Source organism: Rhodopseudomonas palustris HaA2 (genome assembly GCF_000013365.1).
Classification (GTDB): Bacteria; Pseudomonadota; Alphaproteobacteria; order Rhizobiales; family Xanthobacteraceae; genus Rhodopseudomonas; species Rhodopseudomonas palustris_J.
The window spans coordinates 4,622,460-4,647,545 of record NC_007778.1; the positions used below are offsets into that span (position 1 = coordinate 4,622,460).

The following is a 25,086-nucleotide window of genomic DNA, read 5'->3' on the forward strand; positions in this document are numbered from 1 at the left end:
GGGTCAAGCCCGGCGGTGACGAATGGAATGTGGAGATGTCGTCATGACCACCCCACCGCTCCTCGACATCCGCGACCTCACCGTCGAATTCGCCACCCGCCGCGGCATCGTCAAGGCGGTGCAGCATTTCGATATTTCGGTCGGCAAGGGCGAGACGCTGGCGATCGTCGGCGAATCCGGCTCGGGCAAATCGGTGACGTCGTTCGCGGTGATGCGCATCCTTGATCGCGCCGGCCGGATCGCCGAGGGCTCGGTGATGTTCGGCGGCATCGATATCAAGGCCGCGACCGAGCAGCAGATGCGCGACCTGCGCGGCCGCGAGATCTCGATGATCTTCCAGAACCCGCGTGCCGCGCTCAATCCGATCCGCAAGGTCGGCGACCAGATCGAGGACGTGCTGCGCCAGCACGTTCAATCCACCTCGTCCGACCGCGGCGAGAAGGCGATCGCGGCTCTCGAGGCGGTGAAGATCGCGCGGCCGCGCGAGCGCTATCACGCCTATCCGTTCCAACTCTCCGGCGGCATGTGCCAGCGCGTGGTGATCGCGCTGGCGCTGGCCTGCAATCCGCAATTGCTGATCGCCGACGAGCCGACCACCGGCCTCGACGTCACCACCCAGAAGGCGGTGATGGACCTGATCGTCGAACTCACGCGTAGTCGTGGCCTGTCGACCATCCTGATCACCCACGACCTCGGCCTCGCCGCCGCCTATTGCGACCGCGTCGTGGTGATGGAGAAGGGCCGCGTGGTCGAGACCGCGCTGGCCGCCGACATCTTCGCCAACCCGCAGCACCCCTACACGAAGAAGTTGATGCGCGCGACGCCGCGGCTGGGCGTGAGTTTGCGCGAGTTGCTCTCCGACGAAGAACGCGGGACGATGGCGGTCGCGATGCCGGCGCAATCAACCAAGCCCGTCATGGCCGGGCTTGACCCGGCCATCCATCCCGCTTCGCAAGACGCTTCTTCGAAGGCGATGGACCCCCGGGTCAAGCCCGGGGGTGACGACCAGGCAGGCGGGGAGCGCGAAGCGACTCTGCAGGCACCGCGGCCCCTCCTCGTCGTCGACAAGCTCGTCAAGGAATATCCCCGCCAGGGCGCGACCGCCGTGCTCGGCAAACTGTTTTCGCGCGGTCCCACGGTCGAGCCCGATGTCTTCCGCGCCGTCGACGGCATCAGCTTTACGGTCGGCCATGGCGAGAGCGTCGGGCTTGTCGGCGAATCCGGCTGCGGCAAGTCGACGACCTCGATGATGGTGATGCGGCTGCTCGATCAGACCTCGGGGCGGATCAGTTTCGACGGCGAGGAGATCGGCGCTATTCTTCCGGGACGTTTCGCGCGGCTGCCGCAGCGCAAGGCGATCCAGATGGTGTTCCAGGACCCGACCGACAGCCTCAACCCGCGCTTCACCGCCGCACGCGCCATCGCCGATCCAATCATGCAGCTCGGCGACATCAAGGGCCGCGACGCGCTGCGCGCACGCTGCGAGGAATTGGCCGAACAGGTCGGCCTGCCGCTCGATCTGCTCGACCGCTTTCCGCATCAGCTCTCCGGCGGCCAGAAAGCCCGGGTCGGCATCGCCCGCGCCATCGCGCTGCAGCCGAAGCTGATCATTCTCGACGAACCCACCGCCGCGCTCGACGTCTCCGTGCAGGCCGTGGTGCTGAATTTGCTGCAGGACCTGAAACAGTCGATGGGGATGAGCTACCTGTTCGTGTCGCACGATCTCAACGTGGTGCGGCTCTTGTGCGACCGCGTGATCGTGATGCGCGCCGGCCGGATCGTCGAACAGGGAACATCCGAGCAGGTGCTCGGCGCGCCGCAGGACGCCTACACCCGCGAACTGTTGACGGCGATCCCGCATCCGCCGCTGCCGGTGACGTGATGATACTTGCTCAAAACACAGAGCCCCGCGCAGGGCCCAACCTCTCCCCGCTCTGCGCGGGGAGAGGTCGACCGGCGCAGCGAAGCGAAGCCGGTCGGGTGAGGGGCCGGGCACCGCGCACAACTCAACATCAACACTCGCCGGGCCGCAGCAGCCCCTCACCCCAACCCTCTCCCCGCAAGAGCGGGGCGAGGGAGCAGGCCGTGCCTTCTTCCGACGCTTCCGATGGAGCTGATTATGAGTTCTCCCAATCCCCTCGACTCCTACATCGACTCCGTCGGCTCCGCCCTCGGGCTCACCATCGACCCGGCCTGGAAGCCGGCCGTGCGCGCCAATCTCGAAGTGTCACTGAGGCTGGCGCGGCAGGTCGACGAGTGTCCGCTTCCCGACGAGACCGAACCCGCGAGTGTCTTCAGTGCCTGAGATGAAGTCCGAAACATCCTCCGGCTGGATGACCGCCGCCGAGATCGCGGCGGCCGTCGCCAACCGGACGATGACCGCCCTCGACGCCACCGAAGCGGCGCTGGCGCGGATCGCGCAGCGCGACGCGACCCTGAATGCCTTCACCGACATCGTCGCCGAGCGCGCCCGCAATCGCGCCCGCGCGATCGATGCAGCGATCGCGCGCGGCGAACAGGTCGGCCCGCTCGCCGGCGTGCCGTTCGCGGTGAAGAACCTGTTCAATGTCGCGGGCCTGACGACCCGCGCCGGCTCCAAGATCAATCGCGACCTTGCCCCCGCGAAACGCGATGCCACGCTGATCGAGCGGCTGGAAGCCGCCGGCGCGGTGCTGATCGGCGCGCTCAACATGGGCGAATACGCCTACGACTTCACCGGCGAGAATTTTCACGACGGCCCGTCGCGCAATCCGCACGACCCGACGCGGATGACCGGCGGCTCGTCCGGCGGTTCGGGTGCCGCGGTCGGCGGCGGCGAGGTGCCGCTGGCGCTCGGCTCGGATACCAATGGCTCGATCCGGGTGCCGTCGTCGTTTTGCGGCATCTTCGGGCTGAAGCCGACCTATGGCCGGCTGCCGCGCTCGCGCTCGTTTCCGTTCGTCGCGAGCTTCGATCACCTCGGCCCGTTCGCGCGCAACGTCGCAGATCTCGCGCTCGCCTATGACGTGATGCAGGGGCCGGATTCCGACGACGCCGCCTGCTCGACGCGTTCGATCGAGCCGGTTCACGCCGCGCTGGCGCAAGGCCTCGACGGCCTGCGCATCGCGCGGGCCGGTGGGTACTTCGCGGCCAATCTGTTTCCCGAAGCCCGTGAAGCCGTCGATCGCGTGGCGAAGGCGCTCAGTATCACCATCACCGTGGAACTGCCCGAAGCCGCGCGCGCCCGCGCCGCGGCCTTCGTCATCACCACTGTCGAGGGCGCGTCGCTGCATCTCGATCGTCTGCGCCAGCGGCCGAATGATTTCGACCCCGCGGTGCGCGACCGGCTGATTGCAGGGGCGATGATCCCGGCGCCGCTGGTCGACCGCGCGCAGAAATTTCGCCGCTGGTATCGCGCGCGCGTGCTCGAGTTGTTCAGGGACGTGGATGTCATCATCGCGCCGGCGACCCCCTGCGTCGCGCCGAAGCTCGGGCAGCAGAGCTTCATGCTCGACGGCGTGGAGCTGCCGGTGCGCGCCAATATCGGCATCCACACCCAGCCGATCTCGTTCATCGGCCTCCCGGTCGTGGCCGTGCCGATCCCGCTCGAGCCGATGCCGATCGGCATCCAGATCATCGCCGCGCCGTGGCGCGAGGACCTCGCGCTGCGCGTCGCGCATGCGCTCGAAACAGCCGGCGTCGCCTGCGCGCCGCGCCCGCAAACCTTTTGATTGGATTCTGACATGGAACTCGACCTGCCCGACGTGCTCGCAGAAGTCGGCGACGCTTTCGCCCGCTACGAGGCGGCGCTGATCAGCAACGACGTCGCCACGCTCGGCGAACTGTTCCGCAATGACCCGCGCACGATCCGCTACGGCATCGGCGAAAATCTCTACGGCTACGACGAGATCCAGGGCTTTCGCGCGGCGCGTTCGCCGGTCGGGCTGATGCGCAAGACGATGCGCACGGTGATCACCGCCTATGGCCGCGACATGGCGGTCGCCTCGACGCTGTTCACGCGCGACAGCGCGCCGGGCAAGATCGGCCGCCAGATGCAGACCTGGGTGCGCTTTGCGGAAGGCTGGCGGATCGTCGCCGCCCATGTCAGCGTCATCGATGAACCGCGGACCGGGGCATGACCATCGATCCGCTCGCGCTCGACCGCGGCGCCGGCGCCCGCAAAGCCGGTGCGATCGCAGCCGCGCCGGGACAGCCCGCCGTGACCATCGGCAAGACCACCCGCGCCGAGGAATTGCGCCGCCTGCTCGCCGACGAGATCGTGCGCGGCGCGCTGCCGCCCGGCGCGCCGCTCGACGAAACCGAACTCGCCCACCGCTTCAAGGTGTCGCGCACGCCGGTCCGCGAGGCGCTGCGCCAATTGGTGACGAGCGGGCTCGTCGAGTCGCGGCCGCATCACGGCGCGGTGGTGGCCAAGCCGTCGTTCGAGCGACTGAGCGGCATGTTCGAAGCGATGGCCGAGCTGGAGGCGATGTGCGCCGGCTTCGCCGCCGAGCGAATGACGCCGCTGGAGCGCCGCGATCTCGAAGCGATCCACGACGAACTGCGGATGCTCAGTCACCACGGCAATCCGGAACGCTTCCACGACGTCAACGAACGCTTCCACAACGCGATCTATGCCGGCGCGCACAACGACTACATCGCCGAGATCACGCTGGCGACGCGGGTGCGGGTGCAGCCGTTCCGGCGCGCGCAGTTTCGCAATCTCGGACGCCTCGCCAAATCGCAGGCCGAACACGACCGCGTCGTGGTGGCGATCATGCGCGGCGACCGCAATGCCGCTGCGGCCGCGATGCGCGGCCATATCGCGCTGGTGCGCGACGAATATGAAATCTACGCCGTCTCGGTGTGACTGGAGCTTTTCGTGACTGAAACCATCGCCGACATTCTCGCCGCGCATCGCGCCGGCACCACGACGCCCGCGCAGACCATCGCGCGCTGCTATCAGCGCATCCGCGCTCATGCCGATCCCGCGCTGTTCATCACGCTGCGCGACGAGGCGGACGCCGTGGCCGAAGCCGTGGCGCTCGCCGCCCGTGACCCGTCGCTGCCGCTCTACGGCGTGCCGGTCGCCGTCAAGGACAATATCGACGTCGCCGGCCTGCCGACCACCGCGGCCTGTCCGGCTTTCGCGTATCAGCCGGCGCAGGATTCCACCGCGGTTGCGAAGCTGCGCGCCGCAGGCGCGATCATCATCGGCAAGACCAATCTCGATCAGTTCGCCACCGGCCTGGTCGGCGTGCGCTCGCCCTACGGCATTCCGCGCAACGCGATGCGCGCCGATCTGGTGCCGGGCGGCTCGAGTTCGGGTTCGGCGGTCGCGGTCGGCGCCGGCCTGGTGCCGCTGTCCCTCGGCACCGACACCGCCGGCTCCGGCCGCGTCCCGGCGATGCTCAACAACATCGTCGGGCTGAAGCCGAGCCTCGGCCTGATCTCGACCACCGGCCTGGTGCCGGCGTGCCGCACGCTGGATTGCATCTCGGTGTTCGCGCTGACCGTGGACGACGCGATGATCGCGCTGCGGGTGATGGGCACCCCCGACGCCACCGATCCGTATTCGCGCGCTCGGCCGATCGCGCCGATGTCGGCGATGCCCGACAGGCCACGGCTCGGCGTACCGCGGCCCGATCAGTTGCAGTTTTTCGGCGATCAGCAATCCGAACAGGCCTATGCCGACGCGCTGCAACGCTGGACGTCGCTCGGCGCCGAACTGATCGAGATCGATGTCGCGCCCTTATACGAGACCGCGCGGCTGCTCTATGACGGCCCGTGGGTCGCCGAGCGCTATCTCGCGATCCGCGAGCTGATCGACGCGACCCCCGACGCGCTGCATCCGGTGACGCGGCAGATCACGCTCGGCGGCAAGGCGATCAGCGCCGCCGACACATTCGCAGCGCTGTATCGACTGCAGGCGTTGCGCAAGCTCGCGGAGCCCGCCTTCGCGGCGATCGACGCGCTGGTGCTGCCGACGGCGCCGACCGCCTACACGGTCGAACAGGTGCTGGCCGATCCGGTCACGCTCAACAGCCGGCTCGGCACCTACACCAATTTCGTCAATCTGCTCGACCTTTGCGGGCTCGCGATCCCGGCGTCGATCCGCGCCGACGGCATCCCGTTCGGCGTCACGCTGCTGGCGCCGGGCGGCCGCGATGCCGAGCTCGCCAGCCTCGGCCGCATGTTCCACGCCGACACCGCGCTGCCGATGGGCGCGACGGGCGTCGCCCTGCCGCCGCTGGCGGCGCTGGATGCGGACGCCGGCACGGACCACATTCAGATCGCGGTGGTCGGCGCGCATCTGTCCGGCATGGCGCTGAACGGCGAGCTGACGTCGCTGGACGGCCGACTGTTGCGCGCGACCGCGACGGCGCCGGACTACAAGCTCTATGCGCTGAACGGCACGGTGCCGCCGAAGCCCGGCATGCTGCGCGTCGCAGCAGGCGCAGGCGCGGCGATCGCGCTGGAAATCTGGTCGCTGTCGCCGGCCGCGTTCGGCCGCTTCGTCGCTGCGATCCCGCAGCCCTTGTCGATCGGCACCCTGAAGCTGGCGGACGGCGCGCTGGTCAAAGGCTTCCTGGTCGAGCCCGCCGCGCTCGAGGTCGCCCGCGACATCACCCATTTCGGCGGCTGGCGGGCCTATATGGCGGAGCTGGCGAAAGCGGGGTGAGGGCTGGCAAACCGAGCAGCGCGCAGCAACACCCAGCCGTCATCCCCGCGCAGGCGGGGATCCAGTATCCCGGAGCGCCGGCGTTCAGCACGGTGCTAACAACTCGCGCGCTCTGCAATACTGGGTTGCCCGGTCAAGCCGGCGGGAGTACATGATGCGCGCGCCGAATCAAACTCAGGCGCGCGCCGGCCTTCTTCTCACCCGATCGCCTTCAGATACAGGCTCGGGTCGAAATACTTGTCCGCCGGGGTGAATTCCTTGATGTTGGCAGCGCCCATGAAGAAGTCGGTCGACTGCTGCAGCCATTTGGTCACGCTGCCGTCGGCATACATCCGCACCCAGTCTTTCGACGAGAACATCTTCTGCGCCTTGAACTGCTCCTTGATGTCGGACAGCGGCGTCTGGCTGTAGTGGTTCTTCTGGATCGCCTCCAAGGCGTCCTCGCTGTTGGCGACGATGTAGTCATTGGCTTCGCCCCAGCCCTTGATCAGGTTGGTCAGCGTCTCCTTGTTGGCGTCGTAGTAATCGTTCGCCGCCGCCCAGCCGCCGATGATCGCGGCCTGCGGATAGAACGCCGAGGCGTCGGTGAGCTTGACCGCGTCCTTGACCTTGTCGCGCACGGTGACGTTGAACGGCACCCACAGCGCCACCGCAGGCACCGCCCCGGAGATGAACGACGTCACCGCCGCCGGCATGGACTGGTTCAGGATCTCGACCTCCTTCGGGTCGATCTTGTTGGCGCGCAGCGCCCGGTCGAGGAAGACGTGCGCGGTGGTGCCGACCGCGGTGGCGATGCGTTTGCCCTTGAGGTCGGCGAAGCTGTTGATGCCCATGTCGCGATGCACCCAGAGCTGCGCCGTCGCCACTTCGATATTGTTGACCAGGAACACCTTGCCCTGGCCGCGCGCCGGGAAATTCGACAGCACCGCGCCGGTGGACAGCACGTCGAGGCTGCCGCCGATCAGCGCCTGGAAGATCTCCAGGCCGGTGTTGAACTGGCGCAGTTCGAGCTCGAGCCCGTGCTTGGCGAACAGGCCGCGATCGACGCCGGTCCAGATCTGGCCGTCGACGGCAAGCGTATGCAGATAGCCGACGCGGATCTTGGTCTTGCTCTGCGCGATCGCCGGCGCGGCGAGCCCGCTCAATGCGACGCCTGCGGCGGAAGCCAGGAACGTTCTGCGGTCCATTTCGATCCTCCCTCTGTTGGCCTTGGTCGGCTTGTTGTTATCCCGATTCTCTAGTCTGAAAACGACACCGGCCGCGCCTGGGCCTGCTGGTTGCGATATTCGCTCATCACCAGCTCGCGGATCACGCTGCGCAATTCGCCGAACTCCTTGCGTTCCTGAATGCTCTCGTCGCGCGGGTAAGGAAACGGCACCTCGATGATCTGCTTGATCCGCGACGGCCGCGCGGTGACCACGATGATCTTCGAGGCGAGATAGATCGCCTCTTCGACCGAATGGGTGATCAGCATCACCGTTTTGTTTTCCGTCGCCAGCACCTGCAGCAGCAGATTCTGCATGCTGGAGCGGGTCTGCGCGTCGAGCGCGCCGAACGGCTCGTCCATCAACAGGAATTGCGGCTTCACCGCATAGGCGCGCGCGATCGCGAGCCGCTGCCGCATTCCGCCGGACAGGTGTTTCGGATAGGCGTTGGCGAAATCGGCCAGTCCCATCAGCGCGAGGTAGTGATCGCAGATCGCGTCGCGCTCGGCCGGCGGCACGCGGTTGGCGTCGAGCCCGAGCCCGAAGGCGATGTTCTGGCGTACCGTGAGCCACGGGAACACGCCGTATTCCTGAAAGATCACGCCGCGTTCGGGGCCCGGCCCTTTCACCGGCGCGCCGTCGAACAGCACGCGGCCGCCGGTCGGCTTCACGAAGCCGGCCAGCATGCTCATCATCGTGGTCTTGCCGCAGCCGGACGGACCGATCACCGCGACGAAATCGCCGTCGTCGATCGCATAGGAAACATCCTCGACCACCTGCAGCTTGCCCTTCGCGGTGTCGAAGGCGAGCGAGACGTGGTCGAACTGTGCGCGGTGCGGCCGCAGAGGCGTCGATCCATTCATGCCGACGCCCTCTCCTGCCACACCAGCAGCCGGGCGCTGATCCGGCGCAGGATCAGGTCCATGATGAGCGCGATGCAGCCGATGCAAATGATGCCGACATAGATCACGTCGAGCAGGAAATAGGTCGAGGCGTTCTGGATCATCGCGCCGAGCCCGCGCTGCGCGGCGATCAGTTCGGACGCCACCAGCGTCGCCCAGGCGACGCCGAGCGCCACCCGCAGCGCGGTGAGGATGTGCGGTACCGTCAGCGGAATGATCACCTTGCGAAAGATCTCGAATTCGCTGGCGCCGAGCGTGTGCGCGACGCGGATGTAGAGCGGCGTGATCTGCGACACGCCTTCATACATCACGATGACGCCGGCGAAGAACGAAGCGTAGAACAGGATCACCAGCTTCGCCACTTCATCGACGCCGAAATACACGATCACCAGCGGGATCAGCGCGATCGGCGGCAATGCGCGAAAGAAGTTGATCATCGGATCGGCGAAGGTGCGCGCGCCGCGATACCAGCCGAGCACGAAGCCGACCGGCACCGCCACTGCGATGCCCGCAATCACGCCGAGCAGCACCCGCCGCGTCGAGGCCCAGATGTCGAGCAGCAGATGTTCTTGGAACAGCAGCTCGACGAATTTCGCCGCGACGTTGTGCGGCGCAGGAATCAGCGACGGATTGACGAAGCCGCTCCAGCGCACCGCGTACCACAGTAGCACCGCGCCGACCCATGGCGTGAGCCCGAGTATCACGCGCCTCGCGACGTTTCCGTTCATCCCGTGCGTTGTCCGTCATCTTTGCGTTGATCGGTTGGCGAAGTCATACTATAAATAGGATGACCATACAAGAGGCGGCGGATGCGCCGCGGAACGGGACGCGATGACCGCGCAGGATTTCACCATCCGCAGCATCGAGGCGATGTGTTTCCGCTATCCGTTGTCGCTGCCGGTTGTGACCTCATTCGGGCGGATGACGACCCGCCCCGCGGTTTTCATCCGTGTCACGGATGAAGACGGCATCAGCGGCTGGGGCGAGGCGTGGGCGAACTTTCCCGCCACCGGAGCCGAGCATCGCGCCCGAACCATCAACGAGGTGCTGGCGCCGCTCGCGGCGGGCGCCCGCATCGCGCATCCGTCCGAATTCTTCGAGGCGCTGACGCAGCGCACGGCTGTGCTGGCGCTGCAATCCGGCGAGCAAGGGCCGTTCGCGCAGGCGATCGCCGGCATCGATCTGGCGCTGTGGGATCTGTTCGCGCGACGCCGCGCCACGCCGCTGTGGCGGCTGCTCGGCGGCGCGAATGCCACGATCAAGGTCTATGCCAGCGGCATCAATCCCACCGGCACGCGGGAGATGGCCGAAACCGCGCTGGCGCGCGGCCATCGCGCGCTCAAGCTGAAGATCGGCTTCGGCGCCGAGATCGATCACCCCAATCTCGCCGCGCTGCGCGCGCTGGCCGGCGACGGCACGCTGGCCGCCGACGCCAATCAGGCCTGGACGCTGCAGCAGGCATGCGAGGCGGCACCGCATTTGCGCGACTACAATCTCGCCTGGCTGGAGGAGCCGATCCGCGCCGATCGTCCGTGGCCGGAATGGCAGGCGCTGCGCCGCGCCGCCACGATGCCGCTCGCCGCCGGCGAGAATTTCGCGAGCCGCGAGAGCTTTCAGCAAGCGCTGTCCGACGACACGCTCGGCGTCATCCAGCCCGATATCGCCAAATGGGGCGGGCTGTCGGCCTGCGCGCCGATCGCCCGCGACATCGTGGCCGCCGGCAAGCGGTTCTGCCCGCATTATCTCGGCGGCGGCATCGGTCTGCTGGCATCGGCGCATCTGCTCGCCGGCATCGGCGGTGACGGCCTGCTGGAGGTCGACGCCAACGACAATCCGCTGCGCGAAGCGTTCTGTGGCCCCGTCGCCGCGATCAGCGACGGCGCCATCACGCTCGGCGATGCGCCCGGCCTCGGAGTCGAGCCGGACCTCGTCGGCATCGCGCAGTATCGAACCGTATAGGACGCCGCATCGATGGCCGCGCAGGGTTGGGACTACATCATCGTCGGCGCCGGCTCCGCGGGCTGCATCGTCGCCAACCGGCTGTCGGCCGATCCGGCCTGCCGCGTGCTGCTGCTCGAGGCCGGCGGCTCGGATCGCAACATCTGGCTGAAGCTGCCGGTCGGCTATTATCGCTCGATCTACGACGACCGCTTCTCGCGCAAATTCATCACCGAGCCGAGCGACGTCACCGGCGGCCGCGCCATCGTCTGGCCGCGCGGCCGCGTGCTCGGGGGCTCGTCGTCGATCAACGGGCTGATCTTCATCCGCGGCGAGCCGGCCGGCTTCGACGATTGGGAGCGGCTCGGCGCCAAAGGCTGGAGCTATCAGGAGCTGCTGCCGTATTTCCGGCGCTACGAGCGCTATCGCGGCGGCGACAGCCAGTATCACGGCGGTTTCGGCGAGTTCGAAGTCTCCGATCTGCGCACCGGCAGCGAGGCCGCCGCCGCATGGGTGCAGGCCGGCATCGAATTCGGCCTGCCGCGCAATCCGGACTTCAACGCGGAGACGACTTACGGCGTCGGCGCCTATCAGCTCGGCATCGGCCGGCGCTGGCGCTCGAGCTCGGCTTCCGCTTTTCTGCATCCGGTCATGCACCGCACGAATCTGACGGTGATCACCCGGGCACACGCGAGCCGCGTGCTGTTCGACGGCACCACCGCCACCGGCGTCGAATGGATCAGGGACGGGCAACGGATCCAGGCGCGCGCCGAACGTGAAGTAATCCTCTCGGCCGGCGCGCTGCAGTCGCCGCAATTGCTACAGCTCTCCGGTATCGGCCCTGCGGCGCTGCTGCGCGGCCTCGGCATCGAAATCGTGGCCGATGCGCCCGAGGTCGGGCGCAACCTGCAGGATCATTATCAGGCGCGGATGATCGTGCGGCTGAAGCAGAAGCACTCGCTCAACGATCAGGTGCGCAGCCCGGTCGGGCTCGCGAAGATGGGCCTGCAATGGCTGCTCGCCGGCAACGGGCCGCTCACCGCCGGCGCCGGCCAGGTCGGCGGCGCCGCCTGCACGCGCTATGCGAAGAACGGCCGCCCCGACGTGCAGTTCAACGTCATGCCGCTGTCGGTCGACAAGCCCGGCGAGCCGCTGCACAGCTACTCGGGCTTCACCGCTTCGGTGTGGCAGTGCCACGCCGAATCGCGGGGCCATCTGGCGATCCGTTCGACCGACCCGTTCGAGCAGCCGACCATCGTACCGAACTATTTCGAGCGCGAGATCGATCGTAACACCATCGTCGCCGGGCTCGAGATCCTGCGCGAGATCTATCGGCAGCCGTCGTTCCGCGAGCGCTGGGACCTCGACGTGGTGCCGGGCGAGAACATCAACGACCCTGCCGGGCTGTGGGAGTTCGCCCGCACCACCGGCGGCACGGTGTTCCATGCCTGCGGCACCTGCCGGATGGGTTCCGACGACGGCGCGGTGGTCGATCCGCGCCTGCGCGTGCGCGGCGTCGAGCGGCTGCGCGTGGTCGACGCCTCGGTGATGCCACTGATCACCTCGGCCAATACCAACGCCGCCAGCCTGATGATCGGCGAGAAGGGCGCCGCCCTGATCGCCTCATGAGGAAGATCAACGCCAGTTCCGACGCGGATCGTCATGCTCACGGTATGGACCTGAGCATCGACAGCCACGTGCCCAAATACGCGCAGATCGCCGACATCTTCCGGCAGCGGATCGCGCGCGGGAGCTGGTCGCGCGGCATGCGGCTGCCGGCCAACGAGGCGCTGGCCGAAGAATTCGGCGTCTCGCGCGTCACCATCCGGCAGGCGGTCGAGCTGCTCGCGCGCGACGGCATCCTCGAAGCGCAACAGGGCCGCGGCACCTTCATCACCGGCCAGGTCAAGCAGGACCGCTGGCTGAAGGTCGAGACCTCGCTGTCCGATCTCGCCGAAGTCTATCAGGACACCTCGCCCGAGATCATCAACATCGCCGAAAGTATCAGCAAGGCTCCCCTGATCGAGGCCGACGGCAAGGCCGCGGCACGCTACGTCTTCATGCGGCGGGTGCATTCGCGCGGCGGCCAGCCTTATTGCGTGATCTCGATCTATCTCGACGAGACGATCTTCCGCCGCTCGCCGGCCAAATTCCGCAAGCAGACCGTGATTCCGATCCTGAAAGATCTCAAGAACCCGGCGATCGCCAGCGCGCGGCAGACGCTGACCATCGGCACCGCCGACCTCGAAGTCGCGCGGCTGCTGCGCGTGCCGCTGAACTCGCCGGTCGCCGAAGTGCGCCGCGTCTTCACCGCCGCCGACCGCACCGTGATCTATCTCGGCGAAGTGACTTACCGCGGCGACTTCGTCCGGATCGACATGGACCTTCGCCCCTGAGCCGAGCCGATCAGCGAAAGAACACTTCCTGATTGCGCCGCTCGAGCTCGGTGGCGAAAGTGCGCAGCACATGCGCCTCGCTGACGAGGCCGATCGTCACCCGCTCCTCGGCATTGTTCACCACCACCAGCACGTCGGCTTCGCTGCGGTCGAACGCCGTCACGATGTCGCGCACGGTGATGTCCGGCAGCAGGAACTCGTCGCGCTGATGCGCCAGCGTGTCGAGCGTCTCGTCCTCGGCATGGACATGCCCGTGCAGTTCGGGCGCTTCCACGATGCCGCCATAGGAGCCGTCGGTTTTCCTCAGCACGATCTGCTTGATGCGCCCCGGCGGAAACAGCGTCTGCGCCTCGGCGATCGACAGGCCGGCCTGCGCGGTTTCGAAATCCGACCGCATCAACGTCGCCGCGCTGATCTGCCTGACCCAGCCGACGTCCTGCGGCCCGCGAATGGCTTCGCCGCGCAAATGAAAGCGCCAGGTGGCGAAGCTGTAGCCGAACAATTCGCGCACGATCATCGCGCTGATCGACGCCGCGACAACCGCGCCCGCCGTGATCGAAAAGTCGCCGGTGAGTTCGAGCGCGAGGCACACCATGCTGAACGGAGCGCCGAGCACGCCGGTGCCGAGCGCGACCATCCCGGCGACGGCCGCCGTTCCCGGCTGCAGCGCCAGTTCCGGAAACGGCCCGCTCAGCACCGTGCTGTAGAGCTGGCCGATCATCGAACCCAGCATCAGCGAAGCGAAGAACAGGCCGCCGCGAAAGCCGGCGCCGAGCGAGATCGCCGACGCGGCGGTCTTGAGCAGGATCGTGGTCGCCAGCATCAGCCAGGTCGGATTGCTCACCAGCAGGATCTGCATCGCGCCGTGGCCGGAGCCGAGCACGGTCGGCGTCAGCAGCCCGAGACAGCCGAGCATGGCCGCCCCGATGACGAAGCGCAGCCCGCCGCGCAGCCAGGTGACCCGCTGCAAGGTCCGCTCGGCGAACGCCACCGCCAGCATCACCAGGATGCTGAAGAATGCACATAGAATCCCGACAGCCATGACCTGGCCGATCATCTCCACCGACACCGGCGTCGGCACGCCCGGCACCATCAGGAACTGCTGATGCGCCAGATGGCGCGTCACCAGCCACGCCGCCACCGCGCTGGCGATCACCGGCACCAGGGCCGCGGACGTATAGGCGCCGAGCACGACCTCGAAGGCGAAGAAGGCGCCCGCCAGCGGCGCCGAGAACGCGGCGCTGATCGCCCCCGCGGCGCCGCACGCCACCAGGAGACGCAAGTCGGCGCGCCGCGCCGCGAGCCGCTGCCCGATTTGCGAGCTGAAGGCCGCGCAGATCTGGGTATAGCCGGCCTCGAGCCCGACCGAAGCGCCGAAGCCGTTCGACAGCAGGGTCTGAATCGAGATCAGCAGGCTGCCGCGCATCGAGACACGGCCGCCATACAGCGCATTGGCCTCGATCGCGTCCGCCAATTGCCCCTTGAAACGGCCCGCATAGAAGATGGCGATCAGCGCCAGAATGACCGCGCCGGCGATCGGCACCAGCAGCGTCCGCTGCCATGAAATCACGCCGGACGCGCTCAGCTTGGTGTCGAATGGAATATCGAACAGGATGGCGTGCGCGAGCTCGCTCAGCATCGAGATCGTCGCAACCAACAGCCCCGACAGCAGCCCGATCACCATCGCCACGATCACCAGGCCGATTTCGCGATTGCGGACGAAGTTGCGCAAGCCAGCCGGGAACAACCAACGGCCCGACGCCGACGAAGACCCCGCCGACGCGGCCGCCCTTGGATCGGGCCGTGATGCAGCGCTCACCGGCCGATCCGGGGTGAATTGACCTTGCCAACGGCGACGGCCGCACCGACCAGTTGGGGCGAGGCCCCGCGCAGTCGAGAAAGCCCTCGCGGCGTCACTGTTTTCATGGCCTTCGACCGCTTGGTTGGATGGTCCGAGCCTGCGCCCGCGCAGAGCTGTCAGTCAAATCGGGATGATTCCTCACACTCGATTTTTCTCCTTTTGGATGTATGGTCCGAGGGAATGTCAAGGAGCAATCGAATGGCGCGCAGAGCGGTCGTCGGCGTGATCGGCAACGCCCATCTCGTCGAAAATCGCTTTGCCGTCCAGCACGTCGGCGAACGCAACCTGCGCGCGGTGTCCGAGGTCGCCAACGCGCTGCCGCTGATGTTCGCGGCATGCCCCGAGATCACCGATCTCGAAGAGTTGCTCGACATCGTCGACGGCATCCTGCTCACCGGCGGACGCGCCAACGTGCATCCGACGCATTTCAACGCCGAGCCTCACCCGCGCCACGAGCCCTATGACGAAGCCCGCGACGCGCTGGCACTGCGGCTGGTGCGCACCTGCGTCGAGCGCGGCATCCCGCTGCTCGGCATCTGCCGCGGCCTGCAGGAGATGAACGTCGCCTATGGCGGCTCGCTGCATCCGGAAATCCGCGAACTGCCGGGCCGCATCAACCATCGCATGCCGCGACTGGAGACCGGCGAGATTCATCCCGACGCCACCGTGGTGTTCGCCGATCGTCACGACGTCCAGCTCAAGCCTGAGGGCGTATTCGCAAAGCTGCTCGGCCGCGACCTGATCCGGGTCAACTCGCTGCACGGCCAGGGCATCCTCGAACCCGGCGGGCGCATCGTGATCGAAGGCATCGCCGAGGACGGCACGATCGAAGCGATCCGCATCGACGGCGCGCCGGGCTTCGCGCTCGGCGTGCAGTGGCACGCGGAATACGACCCGCAGCACAATCCGATCAATCGCGAGATCTTTCTCGCCTTCGGCGAAGCCCTGCGGGCGTATCAAATCCGCCGCCGTCAGCCGACAGGGCTGCGGAAATCGGGTTAGCGGTCAGCTCGATGGACCGATGATTTGGTCGGCGCGATGGCGCCGAGGCCATGGTGAACCTGCGGCTCTGCTCAAAACGAAACGAGCGCCATCGCGGCGCTCGTTCTGTATGGTCGGCGTCGGCGGGCCGAGAGTCACGGCCGCTCGAGGTGCTTGCTACTTTCCTTTGCCGAGCCTGCGGTTGACGTCGCGCACCGCGCCGTTCGCAGCGCTGGTGGTCAGCATGGCATAGGCCTGCAGCGCGGCCGAGACCTTGCGCTTGCGGTCTTTCGGCTGCCAGGCCTTGTCGCCCTTCGCCTCTTCCTCCTCGGCGCGCCGCGACAGCTCGTCAGCGGCGACGTCAAGGGTGATGCCGCGATTGGGAATGTCGATCGAAATCCGGTCGCCGTTCCGCACCAGTCCGATCAGGCCGCCTTCCGCAGCCTCGGGCGAGACGTGACCGATCGACAGGCCCGAGGTGCCGCCGGAGAAGCGGCCGTCGGTGATCAGCGCGCAGGCTTTGCCGAGGCCCTTCGACTTCAGATAGCTGGTCGGATACAGCATCTCCTGCATGCCCGGCCCGCCACGTGGCCCTTCGTAGCGGATCACGATGACGTCGCCAGCGACGATCTTGTTGCCGAGGATCGCCGACACCGCGTCGTCCTGGCTCTCGAACACTTTCGCCGGGCCGGAGAAGGTCAGGATCGAGGCGTCGACGCCGGCGGTCTTCACGATGCAGCCGTCGAGCGCAATATTGCCGTACAGCACCGCGAGGCCGCCGTCCTTGCTGAAGGCGTGCTCGGCGTCGCGGATCACGCCCTTCTGCCGGTCGAGGTCGAGCTCGTCGTAGCGGCGGTCCTGGCTGAACGCAACCTGGGTCGGCACGCCGCCCGGCGCGGCGCGGTAGAAGGTGCGGACCGCTTCGCTGTTGCTCTGGCGGATGTCCCAGCGCGCCAGCGCGGCACCGAGCGTCTCCGAATGCACAGTCGGGCATGAGTTGTGGATCAGTCCGGCGCGATCGAGCTCGCCGAGGATCGCCATGATGCCGCCGGCGCGATGCACGTCCTCCATGTGGACGTCGGACACCGACGGGGCGATCTTGCTCAGGCACGGCACCTTGCGCGACAGCCGGTCGATGTCCTTCATCGAGAAGTCGAGTTCGGCCTCGCGCGCCGCGGCGAGCAGATGCAGCACCGTGTTGGTCGAGCCGCCCATCGCGATGTCGAGCGTCATCGCGTTCTCGAACGCCTCGAAGCTCGCGACCTTGCGCGGCAGCACGGATTCGTCGTCGCCTTCGTAGTAGCGCCGCGCCAGATCGACGATGGTGTGACCGGCCTCGACGAACAGCCGCTTGCGATCGGCATGGGTGGCGAGCACCGAGCCGTTGCCGGGCAGCGCCAGACCCAGCGCCTCGGCGAGACAGTTCATCGAATTGGCGGTGAACATGCCGGAGCAGGAGCCGCAGGTCGGGCACGCCGAGCGCTCCATCGTCTGCACGTCTTCGTCGCTCATGCTGCTGTCGGCGGCCGCGACCATCGCGTCGATCAGGTCGACGGCGTGGGTCTTGCCCTTCAACACCACTTTGCCCGCTTCCATCGGCCCGCCGGAGACGAACACCGCTGGGATGTTGAGCCGCATCGCGGCCATCAGCATGCCGGGGGTGATCTTGTCGCAGTTCGAGATGCAGACCATCGCGTCGGCGCAGTGCGCGTTGACCATGTATTCGACGCTGTCGGCGATCAGTTCGCGCGACGGCAGGCTGTACAGCATGCCGTCATGGCCCATCGCGATGCCGTCGTCGACCGCGATGGTGTTGAATTCCTTGGCGACGCCGCCGGCGGCCTCGATCTCCCGGGCGACGAGCTGGCCGAGATCCTTCAGATGCACGTGCCCCGGCACGAACTGCGTGAAGGAGTTGACGACGGCGATGATCGGCTTGCCGAAGTCGGAATCCTTCATCCCGGTGGCGCGCCAGAGGCCGCGCGCGCCGGCCATGTTGCGGCCGTGAGTGGTCGTTCGGGATCGATATGCAGGCATGACTGTGTCCGTGAGAATTGTCCGTTGCGTGGGCGGGCGCGCAGCCAGAACCGCATTCAACGCCCGACGCGACGAACCGTTACATCGTCGTCTGGCCACAAGCCTTACTTGAGAACGCCCGGCCCCTCAATGGATGGTGACGCCTTGCCGCATGCAGGTTGCGCGTGTTTACGTTGCAGCGCGTGAGCTGGACGGCGCGCCCGCTGGGTATTCGCCCCACCCTCTTCGCTCCGCTCGGGGTCACCTTGAATCCCTGTTTGTAATGTTATAACATTACAAACATGTCCCCTTTCAGCGGATCCACGACATGCTTGAATCCCGACTTCCGGTCACGGTGCTGTCCGGCTTTCTCGGCGCCGGAAAGACCACCTTGCTCAACCGCATGCTGACCAATCGCGAGGGCCGGCGTATCGCGGTGATCGTCAATGACATGAGCGAGGTGAACATCGACGCCGAACTGGTGCGACAGGACGGCGGGCTGACGCGATCGGAAGAATCGCTGGTGGAAATGACCAATGGCTGCATCTGCTGCACGTTGCGCGAAGATCTCCTGATCGAGGTCCGCAAGCTCGCCGAAAGCGGCCGGTTCGACGCCCTGGTGATCGAATCGACGGGCATCGCCGAGCCGCTGCCGATCGCCACCACCTTCGAGTTCCGTGACGAAGAAGGCGCCAGCCTGTCCGACATCGCCCGGCTCGACACCATGGTGACCGTCGTTGACGCCGCGAGCCTGCTCTCCAACTATTCGAGCCAGGAGTTCCTGCGCGACCGTGGCGAGGTTGCCGGCGAGCAGGACGATCGCACTTTGGTCGACCTGCTGGTCGAACAGATCGAGTTCGCCGACGTCATCGTGCTCAACAAGGTCTCGGCCACCTCGCCGGCCCGACTCGAAGCGGCGCGGGCGATCGTCCGCTCGCTGAATTCGGACGCCCGGATCATCGAGACGGATTTCGGCGACGTTCCGCTGCAGTCGGTGCTGCACACCGGGCTGTTCGATTTCGAGCGGGCGCATCAGCACCCGCTGTGGTTCAAAGAGTTGAACGGCTTCAAGGATCACGTACCCGAAACCGACGAATACGGCATCAGCTCGTTCGTGTATCGCGCCCGGAGACCATTTCATCCGGCACGGTTTCAGGGGTTCTGCAACTGCAGCTGGCCGGGCGTGATCCGCGCCAAGGGGTTCTTCTGGCTCGCAACCCGGCCGCATTACGTGGGCGAATTGGCCCAGGCCGGCGCCGTGGTGCGCACCTCGAAGCGTGGCCTGTGGTGGTCGGCGGTGCCCAAGGCGCGATGGCCCGATCAGGAGTCCTGGCGCGAAGCGATGCAGCCCTATTTCGACCCGGTGTGGGGCGACCGGCGCCAGGAAATCGTCTTCATCGGCACCGGCGAGATGGACGAGACCGCCTTGCGCCGGCAGCTCGACGCCTGTCTGGTCGGCGACCCTGCACAGTTCACGCCGGACGCCTGGCGAGCACTGCCGGATCCGTTCCCGAATTGGGCTCCGGCCGAGGTCTCATAGCGCACCGCCTATTCGTCGGATGCGACGAGGGAGGCCTTTCTGAGATGCAGATAGCTCGGGTCGAACTGGCCGATCTCGGCCAAGCGCGACCAGTCCAGCATCTCGAGTTCGCCGCCGCGGAATTCGATCGTCTGTGCGGAGCGCAGCTCGGACAGCGTGCGATTGACGGTCGCGATCGCCATGCCCAGCGTCTCGCCGAGTTGCGCCAGGCCGATCGGCAGCGTCAGGATCCTGCCGCGGGTCAGCCGCGACGCTTCGGCGCGATAGAACAACTCGCAGAACAGATGCGCCATCCGCGCGGTCATGTCACGTGCGCTGTTGTTGGTGATCGCTTCCCGAAAAATCGCCGCATCGATCAGCGTTTCGCGCCAGATGGCGAACCCGAGCTGCGGACGCTGCTCGAAGGTGCGCGTCAGTTGCTTGTGCGGGATCGACGCGACCAGCGCCGTGCCGATCGCGCAGACCGCGTGGTCCATCCGGTCGAGAAACAACGTCTGCGAATCCGGCATGTCGCCCGCCATGTGAAACGACAAATATTGCCGCCGGCCGTTCGGCAGCAGATGATAGCGTCCGACCATGCCATCGATCACGAGTGCCGAGACCTTCGGGGTGTCGCCCTGGCGGATGAAGTCCTCGTTCCGCCTGAGTTCGCGCACCGTGAAACTGAGCGCCTTTATGGCGGCCAAATCCTCGTGGCCGATCCGCGAATGCTCCTTGAGCTTGTCGATCAAGATCCGGTGAACTCTCTCCACAGGGACTCCCTTCGGACGTCTCGTATCAATTGATACGTCGAACCTCTCCTGAGACGATTAACTCCTGGACGGTGAGCGGGTTTCACCGAGTCGAATGCGGTTCCGACGAAATGCCGGCCGCACGCCTTCTTCCGATTTCGGTCGAGTCCTGCACGGCGGTGCTCGCGAGCACGAACGGGGGACGACTCATTGCCTTATAGGGAATTCCTGGCGCGCATTCGCCGATTCTTCGACGGGCCGAGCGAGCATCTCGATCTGATCGCCGACGCCTTGGCGAAGGGGCAGCTCCAAAAGCCGGTGAAGCCGATGTCGGACTACGAACTCGCGCAGGCCATCCGCGAATTTCGCAACACACCCGCTTCTCCGACGGCGATCGACAAATTGCGGTCCAAGCTGACCGACAAGGACCGAGACGGCAGGTGACGCAGCCGGAGCATGTGACATGGCAGGCGCAGGTGACGCAGCCGGCCCGCGTGTATCGCGCTGTCGGCTCAGGGCCGTGACACGGCACCCTTGACGGCGATATTCCCGGACGACATCCGATCGTCGTGGGACCGCGTCCTTCCCCCATGGATCAGCGTCAATTGCGGCTTCGGCTGCGAAATCGCGTCGGGAATCGGGGCGGGCTGGTTCGCGTCATGTCCGGCCTGATCCGGCTCAGCCGGTGCGGCGGCAGCGATATCGCAACGATCAACGTCGCGGCGCCCCTCCAGCAGGTCGAGGACAGCTCGACCGGCGGCGGTGAGCTGCCAGCCCCGCGAATCGCGCAAGACGAGTTTCTGACTGAAGATATCGATATGCGGAAGCCGCGCTGCGAGCTTCCGCATGCGCAGCGTCCAATCCTGACTGCCGGACAGAATCGCCAAATCGGCATTCAAGGCGGCAGGTCCGGCGACGCCGTCGGGATAACTCGACAACACCTTCAGGATCGCCACATGCACCGACACAACCAACACTCCGACTCAGGACTCGAATCTATCTGCCTCTCCAATACAAATGCCAGCGACTACGTACTTATCCACAATACGATGTTTAGTCTGCCGGCTGCGCGCGTACGTCGTTACCCGCAGACGATACCGAACGGATGATCCGACGCCGAATAGAACTTGCCTTCCTTCGGCATCGCTCGCCGTCACCGACGGTTCGATCGCCCGCGGCTTGCGCGGAGCCGCTGCGATGAGGTTTGCGCCGCCGTGCAGCGCACACCATCGACGCTGCACCGCACAAGTCGGCGTGATTGACTTATCGCCCTGCGCCGATTTCACTCGAACAACGCCCAGCCGGCCAGAAGAGCCGGCGGATATCGCGGGGAGGACACAAAAATGAGCTTCGCCTATTTCGACTGGATCACCCATCACGCCGAAGTTCGTCCCGACCGGATCGCGTTGATCGATCTCGCCACGCAACGCCGGCTGACCTATCGCGCGCTCGATGATCGGATCGATCGCCTGGCGTCGCACCTCGCGTCGCTCGGCGTCGGCCGTGGCGATCGCGTCGCGGTGCTGGCCGCCAACACCACCGACACGCTGGAGGTGCAATTCGCCTGCTTCCGGCTCGGCGCGATCTTCGTGCCGCTGAATGTGCGGCTGACCGTGCACGAATTGTCGTTCATCGTCGGCGACGCCGCACCGCTTGTGCTGGCGCATGATTCCGATTTCGCCGCGATGGCCGGCGATCTTCAGAGCAAATGCGGCATCGCGCATCTCCTGCAGTTCGGCGCGCCCTACGAGGCCGCGCTGTCGGCTGCGCCGCGGCTCGCCCGCGCCGAGGCGGTGACGCTCGATGACGTCTCGACCATCATGTACACCTCGGGGACGACGGGAAAACCGAAGGGCGCGATGATCACGCACCTGATGACCTTCATCAACGCGGTCAATCTCGGCATCCCGGCCTTCATCACCCAGCGCACCGTGTTTCTCTGCGTGATGCCGCTGTTCCACACCGGCGGGCTGAATTGCTACACCAACCCGGTGCTGCACGCCGGCGGCACGGTGATCCTGATGCGCGCCTTCGATCCCGGCGAAACGCTGCGGCTGATCGGCGACGCTGGCATCGGCCTGACGCATTTCTTCGGCGTGCCGTCGATCTATCAGTTCATGTGCCAGCATCCCGCCTTCGCAGACACCGATCTGTCGCGGCTGCAGATGGCGGGCGTCGGCGGGGCGCCGATGCCGGTGCCGCTGCTCAGGATCTGGCAGGAGCGCGGCTGCACCCTGGTGCAAGGCTACGGCATGACGGAAACCAGCCCCGCGGTGATGATGCTGGATTCCGACGACGCCGCGCGCAAGGCGGGCTCGGCCGGCAAGCCGGTGCTGCACGCCGATCTGAAGATCGTCGGCCCCGATGGCGAGCCGGTCGCGCCCGGCGAGATGGGCGAGCTCTGGGTGAAAGGCCCCAACATCACCCCCGGCTACTGGAACCGGCCGGAGGCCAACCGCACCTCGTTCACCGACGGCTGGCTGCACACCGGCGATGCCGCACGCGTCGACGGCGAAGGCTTCTACTACATCGTCGACCGCACCAAGGACATGTACATCTCCGGCGGCGAGAACGTCTATCCGGCCGAAGTCGAGGACGTGCTGTATCAGCTGCCGGAGATCGCCGAGGCCGCCGTGATCGGCGCACCCGATCCGCAATGGGGCGAGACCGGCGTGGCGATCATCGCGGTCAAGACCGGCCACGACCTTCCGGAAGCGAAGCTGCACACCCATTGCCGCGAGCGACTGGCCCGGTTCAAATGCCCGCAGCGGGTGGTCTTCGTCGAGGCGCTGCCACGCAACGCCACCGGCAAGGTGCACAAGCCGACCCTGCGCGAGCGCTTCCTGGTGCGGGAGACGATGGACGCGTAAGCGCGTCTATCGTCCGGTGAACCGCGCCGGGCGCTTTTCGACGAAGGCGGCGGCGCCTTCGCGCAGATCGGCGGTGACGAACGCCTGGCCCTGACGTTCGGCTTCGTCGTCGAGCGTCGCGGCAAGCGGTGCGCTCCAGGCGGCCTCGATCTGGCGCTTGATAAGCCCGATGCTGACCGGCGGTCCGTTCGCGAGTTGCTCGGCGATCACCATCGCCTCGGTCATGAGTTGGGCATCATCGACGACCTGATAGATCAGGCCCCATTGCGCCGCGTGTTCGGCGCCGAGCGGCCGGCCGAGCAGCGCGAGCGCCCGCGCCCGCGCCACCCCGATCGAGCGCTGCAGGAACAGCGAGGTGCCGGCATCGAGCGCGGCGCCGAGCTTGACGAAGCTCAGCACGAACTTCGCCGAGCGAGCCGCCAGCACGATATCGCCGGCGAGCGCAAGACCGACACCGGCGCCTGCCGCCGGGCCGTTCACCGCCACCACGATCGGCTTCTCCGCGTCACGCATCATTTCGAGCAACGGACTGAGTTCGGCGCGCATCCACGGCGCGACATTCGCGCCGGCGTCGAACGTGGCGCCGCCCAGTTCGGCGCCGGCGCAGAATCCCTTGCCGGCGCCGGTGAGCAGGATCGCGCGCACCGAACGATCGGCGAGGGCCGCGCTCAGTGCGGCGTGCAGGTCGCCGAGCAGACCGCGGCGCATCGCGTTGTACTGCTCGGGATTGTTCAGCGTCAGCACGGTGACCGCACCGCGCTGCTCCGACATCACCCACGTCATGCCACGCTCCCTTGCCCGTTGCAGGGCTGCTTCGCCAGTCGCGGTCGCTACAGCGAGCGCGCGATCAGCAGCTTCATCACCTCGTTGGTGCCGCCGTAGATCTTCTGGATCCGCGCATCGACGAACATCCGGCCGATCGGATATTCCTGCATGTAACCGTAGCCACCGTGCAGTTGCAGGCACTCGTCGACGGTCTCGACCTGCTTCTGCGTGGTCCACCATTTCGCCATCGACGCCGTGACGGCGTCGAGATCGCCGGCGATCAGCCGCTCGATGCAGAAATCGACGAACACGCGGGCGATGAACGCCTCGGTCTTGCGCTCGGCGAGCGTGAAGGCGGTGTTCTGGAAGTCGAGGATCGGCTGGCCGAACGCCTTGCGCTCGCGGGTATAGTCGGTGGTCAACTTGACGGCGCGCTCCATCGCCGCCACCGCGCCGACCGCGATGATCAGCCGCTCCTGCGGCAATTGCTGCATCAGCTGGGCGAAACCCTTGCCCTCTTCGCCGCCCAGCACATTCTCTTTCGGCGCCGTCGCGTTGTCGAAGAACAATTCGGAGGTGTCGGAGGCGTGCAGGCCGATCTTGTCGAGGTTGCGGCCGCGCTTGAAGCCGGGATTGTCTTTGGTCTCCATCGCGATCAGCGACAGCCCCTTGGCGCCCGGCCCGCCGGTGCGCGCCACCACGATGATCAGATCGGCGTTCTGGCCATTGGTGATGAAGGTCTTCTGGCCGTTGATGACGTAGGTGTCGCCCTCGAGCTTGGCCGTGGTGCGCACGCTCTGCAGATCAGAGCCGGTGCCAGGCTCGGTCATCGCGATGCCGCCGATCAGCTCACCGCGCGCCATCGCCGGCAGCCAGCGCTGCTTCTGCTCTTCCGAGCCGTAGTTCAGGATGTAGTGCGCGACGATGCCGCTCGACACGGTGACGCCGGACAATGCGTCCGGCACGATCGACTCCATGTCCTCGTAGATCGCGGCATCATAGGCGAAGCTGGCGCCGAGGCCGCCATAGGCCTCCGGCACGCTCGGCACCAGCGCGCCCATCTCGCCGAGCTTGAGCCAGGCGGAGCGATCGACCATCTTCTGCTTGCGCCATTTTTCGGCGTGCGGCGCAAGGTCCTTCTCCAAGAACTTGCGAAACTGGTCACGGAACGTGTCCAGTTCCTCGGTCATCCAGGGCGATCGATACTGCATTTTTCCTCG

The 25,086-nt window shown here is 66.6% G+C and carries 22 protein-coding genes; 13 read left to right on the forward strand and 9 right to left on the reverse strand.

The window, feature by feature from the left end; all coding sequences use genetic code 11:
* The first annotated feature begins 43 nt into the window (after positions 1–43).
* The 6 genes from RPB_RS20420 to atzF all read left to right on the forward strand — a co-directional run bounded on the left by RPB_RS20420 (position 44) and on the right by atzF (position 6,661).
* On the forward strand, positions 44–1,882 hold the full coding sequence (locus tag RPB_RS20420) for a dipeptide ABC transporter ATP-binding protein (protein ID WP_011442929.1): 1,839 nt from the start codon (positions 44–46) through the stop codon (positions 1,880–1,882).
* Positions 1,883–2,119: 237 nt separating this feature from the next.
* Entirely contained in the window at positions 2,120–2,305 is a 186-nt protein-coding gene (locus RPB_RS20425; protein ID WP_011442930.1) for a DUF4089 domain-containing protein, read from the forward strand.
* Between the two features lies 1 nt (position 2,306).
* A complete protein-coding gene (locus RPB_RS20430; RefSeq protein WP_011442931.1) occupies positions 2,307–3,710 on the forward strand; it encodes an AtzE family amidohydrolase in 1,404 nt (467 codons plus the stop codon).
* Positions 3,711–3,722: 12 nt separating this feature from the next.
* Positions 3,723–4,118: an oxalurate catabolism protein HpxZ gene (gene hpxZ / locus RPB_RS20435; RefSeq protein ID WP_011442932.1), complete on the forward strand. Its 396-nt coding sequence runs from the start codon at positions 3,723–3,725 to the stop codon at positions 4,116–4,118.
* Positions 4,115–4,849, forward strand: a complete 735-nt coding sequence (locus RPB_RS20440; RefSeq protein ID WP_011442933.1) for a GntR family transcriptional regulator — start codon at positions 4,115–4,117, stop codon at positions 4,847–4,849. Before hpxZ ends, RPB_RS20440 begins: the two co-directional genes overlap by 4 nt.
* Positions 4,850–4,861: 12 nt before the next feature.
* A complete protein-coding gene (gene atzF / locus RPB_RS20445; protein WP_011442934.1) occupies positions 4,862–6,661 on the forward strand; it encodes an allophanate hydrolase in 1,800 nt (599 codons plus the stop codon).
* Between the two features lie 197 nt (positions 6,662–6,858).
* Here the strand turns inward: atzF and RPB_RS20450 are convergent, their stop codons facing one another.
* Genes RPB_RS20450 through RPB_RS20460 form a run of 3 tightly spaced genes read right to left on the reverse strand, consistent with a single transcriptional unit; the run spans position 6,859 to position 9,469 of the window.
* The gene (locus RPB_RS20450) at positions 6,859–7,848 is read right to left on the reverse strand and encodes an ABC transporter substrate-binding protein (RefSeq protein ID WP_011442935.1); all 990 of its coding nucleotides are present in this window, start codon (positions 7,846–7,848) and stop codon (positions 6,859–6,861) included.
* Between the two features lie 50 nt (positions 7,849–7,898).
* A complete protein-coding gene (locus RPB_RS20455; protein WP_011442936.1) occupies positions 7,899–8,729 on the reverse strand; it encodes an ABC transporter ATP-binding protein in 831 nt (276 codons plus the stop codon).
* Positions 8,726–9,469, reverse strand: coding sequence for an ABC transporter permease (locus RPB_RS20460; RefSeq protein WP_080507884.1), 744 nt, complete (start codon positions 9,467–9,469; stop codon positions 8,726–8,728). Before RPB_RS20460 ends, RPB_RS20455 begins: the two co-directional genes overlap by 4 nt.
* 130 nt (positions 9,470–9,599) lie before the next feature.
* Between RPB_RS20460 and RPB_RS20465 the strand changes: the two genes are divergently transcribed.
* From RPB_RS20465 to RPB_RS20475, 3 genes are read left to right on the forward strand one after another with little or no spacing between them, the layout of a single operon-like run.
* Positions 9,600–10,727, forward strand: a complete 1,128-nt coding sequence (locus RPB_RS20465; RefSeq protein WP_011442938.1) for a mandelate racemase/muconate lactonizing enzyme family protein — start codon at positions 9,600–9,602, stop codon at positions 10,725–10,727.
* Positions 10,728–10,739: 12 nt separating this feature from the next.
* The gene (locus RPB_RS20470) at positions 10,740–12,335 is read left to right on the forward strand and encodes a GMC family oxidoreductase (RefSeq protein WP_011442939.1); all 1,596 of its coding nucleotides are present in this window, start codon (positions 10,740–10,742) and stop codon (positions 12,333–12,335) included.
* A 44-nt stretch (positions 12,336–12,379) separates the two neighbouring features.
* Positions 12,380–13,102, forward strand: a complete 723-nt coding sequence (locus tag RPB_RS20475) for a GntR family transcriptional regulator (protein WP_041798379.1) — start codon at positions 12,380–12,382, stop codon at positions 13,100–13,102.
* A 10-nt stretch (positions 13,103–13,112) separates the two neighbouring features.
* On the opposite strand, the gene RPB_RS20480 is transcribed toward RPB_RS20475, so the two are convergent.
* A complete protein-coding gene (locus tag RPB_RS20480; RefSeq protein ID WP_245258265.1) occupies positions 13,113–14,834 on the reverse strand; it encodes a chloride channel protein in 1,722 nt (573 codons plus the stop codon).
* A gap of 327 nt (positions 14,835–15,161) precedes the next feature.
* Here RPB_RS20480 and RPB_RS20485 point away from each other — a divergent pair, with 327 nt between their 5' ends.
* Positions 15,162–15,965, forward strand: coding sequence for a gamma-glutamyl-gamma-aminobutyrate hydrolase family protein (locus tag RPB_RS20485; protein WP_011442942.1), 804 nt, complete (start codon positions 15,162–15,164; stop codon positions 15,963–15,965).
* Between the two features lie 156 nt (positions 15,966–16,121).
* On the opposite strand, the gene ilvD is transcribed toward RPB_RS20485, so the two are convergent.
* Positions 16,122–17,981: a dihydroxy-acid dehydratase gene (gene ilvD, locus RPB_RS20490; RefSeq protein WP_011442943.1), complete on the reverse strand. Its 1,860-nt coding sequence runs from the start codon at positions 17,979–17,981 to the stop codon at positions 16,122–16,124.
* 307 nt (positions 17,982–18,288) lie between these two features.
* Between ilvD and zigA the strand changes: the two genes are divergently transcribed.
* Positions 18,289–19,500 (forward strand): zinc metallochaperone GTPase ZigA, encoded by a 1,212-nt coding sequence (zigA, locus tag RPB_RS20495; RefSeq protein ID WP_011442944.1) that lies wholly within the window; start codon positions 18,289–18,291, stop codon positions 19,498–19,500.
* Between the two features lie 8 nt (positions 19,501–19,508).
* On the opposite strand, the gene RPB_RS20500 is transcribed toward zigA, so the two are convergent.
* Positions 19,509–20,252 (reverse strand): Crp/Fnr family transcriptional regulator, encoded by a 744-nt coding sequence (locus RPB_RS20500; RefSeq protein ID WP_011442945.1) that lies wholly within the window; start codon positions 20,250–20,252, stop codon positions 19,509–19,511.
* 189 nt (positions 20,253–20,441) lie between these two features.
* Here RPB_RS20500 and RPB_RS20505 point away from each other — a divergent pair, with 189 nt between their 5' ends.
* Entirely contained in the window at positions 20,442–20,675 is a 234-nt protein-coding gene (locus tag RPB_RS20505; RefSeq protein WP_011442946.1) for a hypothetical protein, read from the forward strand.
* 68 nt (positions 20,676–20,743) lie between these two features.
* Here RPB_RS20505 and RPB_RS20510 read toward each other — a convergent pair whose 3' ends face one another.
* On the reverse strand, positions 20,744–21,208 hold the full coding sequence (locus tag RPB_RS20510) for a hypothetical protein (RefSeq protein WP_011442947.1): 465 nt from the start codon (positions 21,206–21,208) through the stop codon (positions 20,744–20,746).
* Between the two features lie 366 nt (positions 21,209–21,574).
* Here RPB_RS20510 and RPB_RS20515 point away from each other — a divergent pair, with 366 nt between their 5' ends.
* A complete protein-coding gene (locus RPB_RS20515; RefSeq protein WP_011442949.1) occupies positions 21,575–23,101 on the forward strand; it encodes an acyl-CoA synthetase in 1,527 nt (508 codons plus the stop codon).
* Positions 23,102–23,107: 6 nt separating this feature from the next.
* Here RPB_RS20515 and RPB_RS20520 read toward each other — a convergent pair whose 3' ends face one another.
* The gene (locus RPB_RS20520; protein ID WP_011442950.1) at positions 23,108–23,884 is read right to left on the reverse strand and encodes an enoyl-CoA hydratase-related protein; all 777 of its coding nucleotides are present in this window, start codon (positions 23,882–23,884) and stop codon (positions 23,108–23,110) included.
* Positions 23,885–23,931: 47 nt separating this feature from the next.
* Positions 23,932–25,077: an acyl-CoA dehydrogenase family protein gene (locus RPB_RS20525; RefSeq protein ID WP_011442951.1), complete on the reverse strand. Its 1,146-nt coding sequence runs from the start codon at positions 25,075–25,077 to the stop codon at positions 23,932–23,934.
* Positions 25,078–25,086 lie beyond the last annotated feature (9 nt).

Coding starts and splice junctions, on each gene's coding strand:
- hpxZ (WP_011442932.1), top strand. CDS start 3,723: ATGGAACTCGACCTGCCCGACGTGCTCGCAGAAGTCGGCGACGCTTTC.
- RPB_RS20425 (WP_011442930.1), top strand. CDS start 2,120: ATGAGTTCTCCCAATCCCCTCGACTCCTACATCGACTCCGTCGGCTCC.
- RPB_RS20420 (WP_011442929.1), top strand. CDS start 44: ATGACCACCCCACCGCTCCTCGACATCCGCGACCTCACCGTCGAATTC.
- ilvD (WP_011442943.1), bottom strand. CDS start 17,981: ATGCCTGCATATCGATCCCGAACGACCACTCACGGCCGCAACATGGCC.
- RPB_RS20440 (WP_011442933.1), top strand. CDS start 4,115: ATGACCATCGATCCGCTCGCGCTCGACCGCGGCGCCGGCGCCCGCAAA.
- RPB_RS20525 (WP_011442951.1), bottom strand. CDS start 25,077: ATGCAGTATCGATCGCCCTGGATGACCGAGGAACTGGACACGTTCCGT.
- RPB_RS20465 (WP_011442938.1), top strand. CDS start 9,600: ATGACCGCGCAGGATTTCACCATCCGCAGCATCGAGGCGATGTGTTTC.
- RPB_RS20430 (WP_011442931.1), top strand. CDS start 2,307: ATGAAGTCCGAAACATCCTCCGGCTGGATGACCGCCGCCGAGATCGCG.
- RPB_RS20455 (WP_011442936.1), bottom strand. CDS start 8,729: ATGAATGGATCGACGCCTCTGCGGCCGCACCGCGCACAGTTCGACCAC.
- RPB_RS20485 (WP_011442942.1), top strand. CDS start 15,162: ATGGCGCGCAGAGCGGTCGTCGGCGTGATCGGCAACGCCCATCTCGTC.
- RPB_RS20515 (WP_011442949.1), top strand. CDS start 21,575: ATGAGCTTCGCCTATTTCGACTGGATCACCCATCACGCCGAAGTTCGT.
- zigA (WP_011442944.1), top strand. CDS start 18,289: ATGCTTGAATCCCGACTTCCGGTCACGGTGCTGTCCGGCTTTCTCGGC.
- RPB_RS20450 (WP_011442935.1), bottom strand. CDS start 7,848: ATGGACCGCAGAACGTTCCTGGCTTCCGCCGCAGGCGTCGCATTGAGC.
- RPB_RS20470 (WP_011442939.1), top strand. CDS start 10,740: ATGGCCGCGCAGGGTTGGGACTACATCATCGTCGGCGCCGGCTCCGCG.
- RPB_RS20475 (WP_041798379.1), top strand. CDS start 12,380: ATGGACCTGAGCATCGACAGCCACGTGCCCAAATACGCGCAGATCGCC.
- RPB_RS20520 (WP_011442950.1), bottom strand. CDS start 23,884: ATGACGTGGGTGATGTCGGAGCAGCGCGGTGCGGTCACCGTGCTGACG.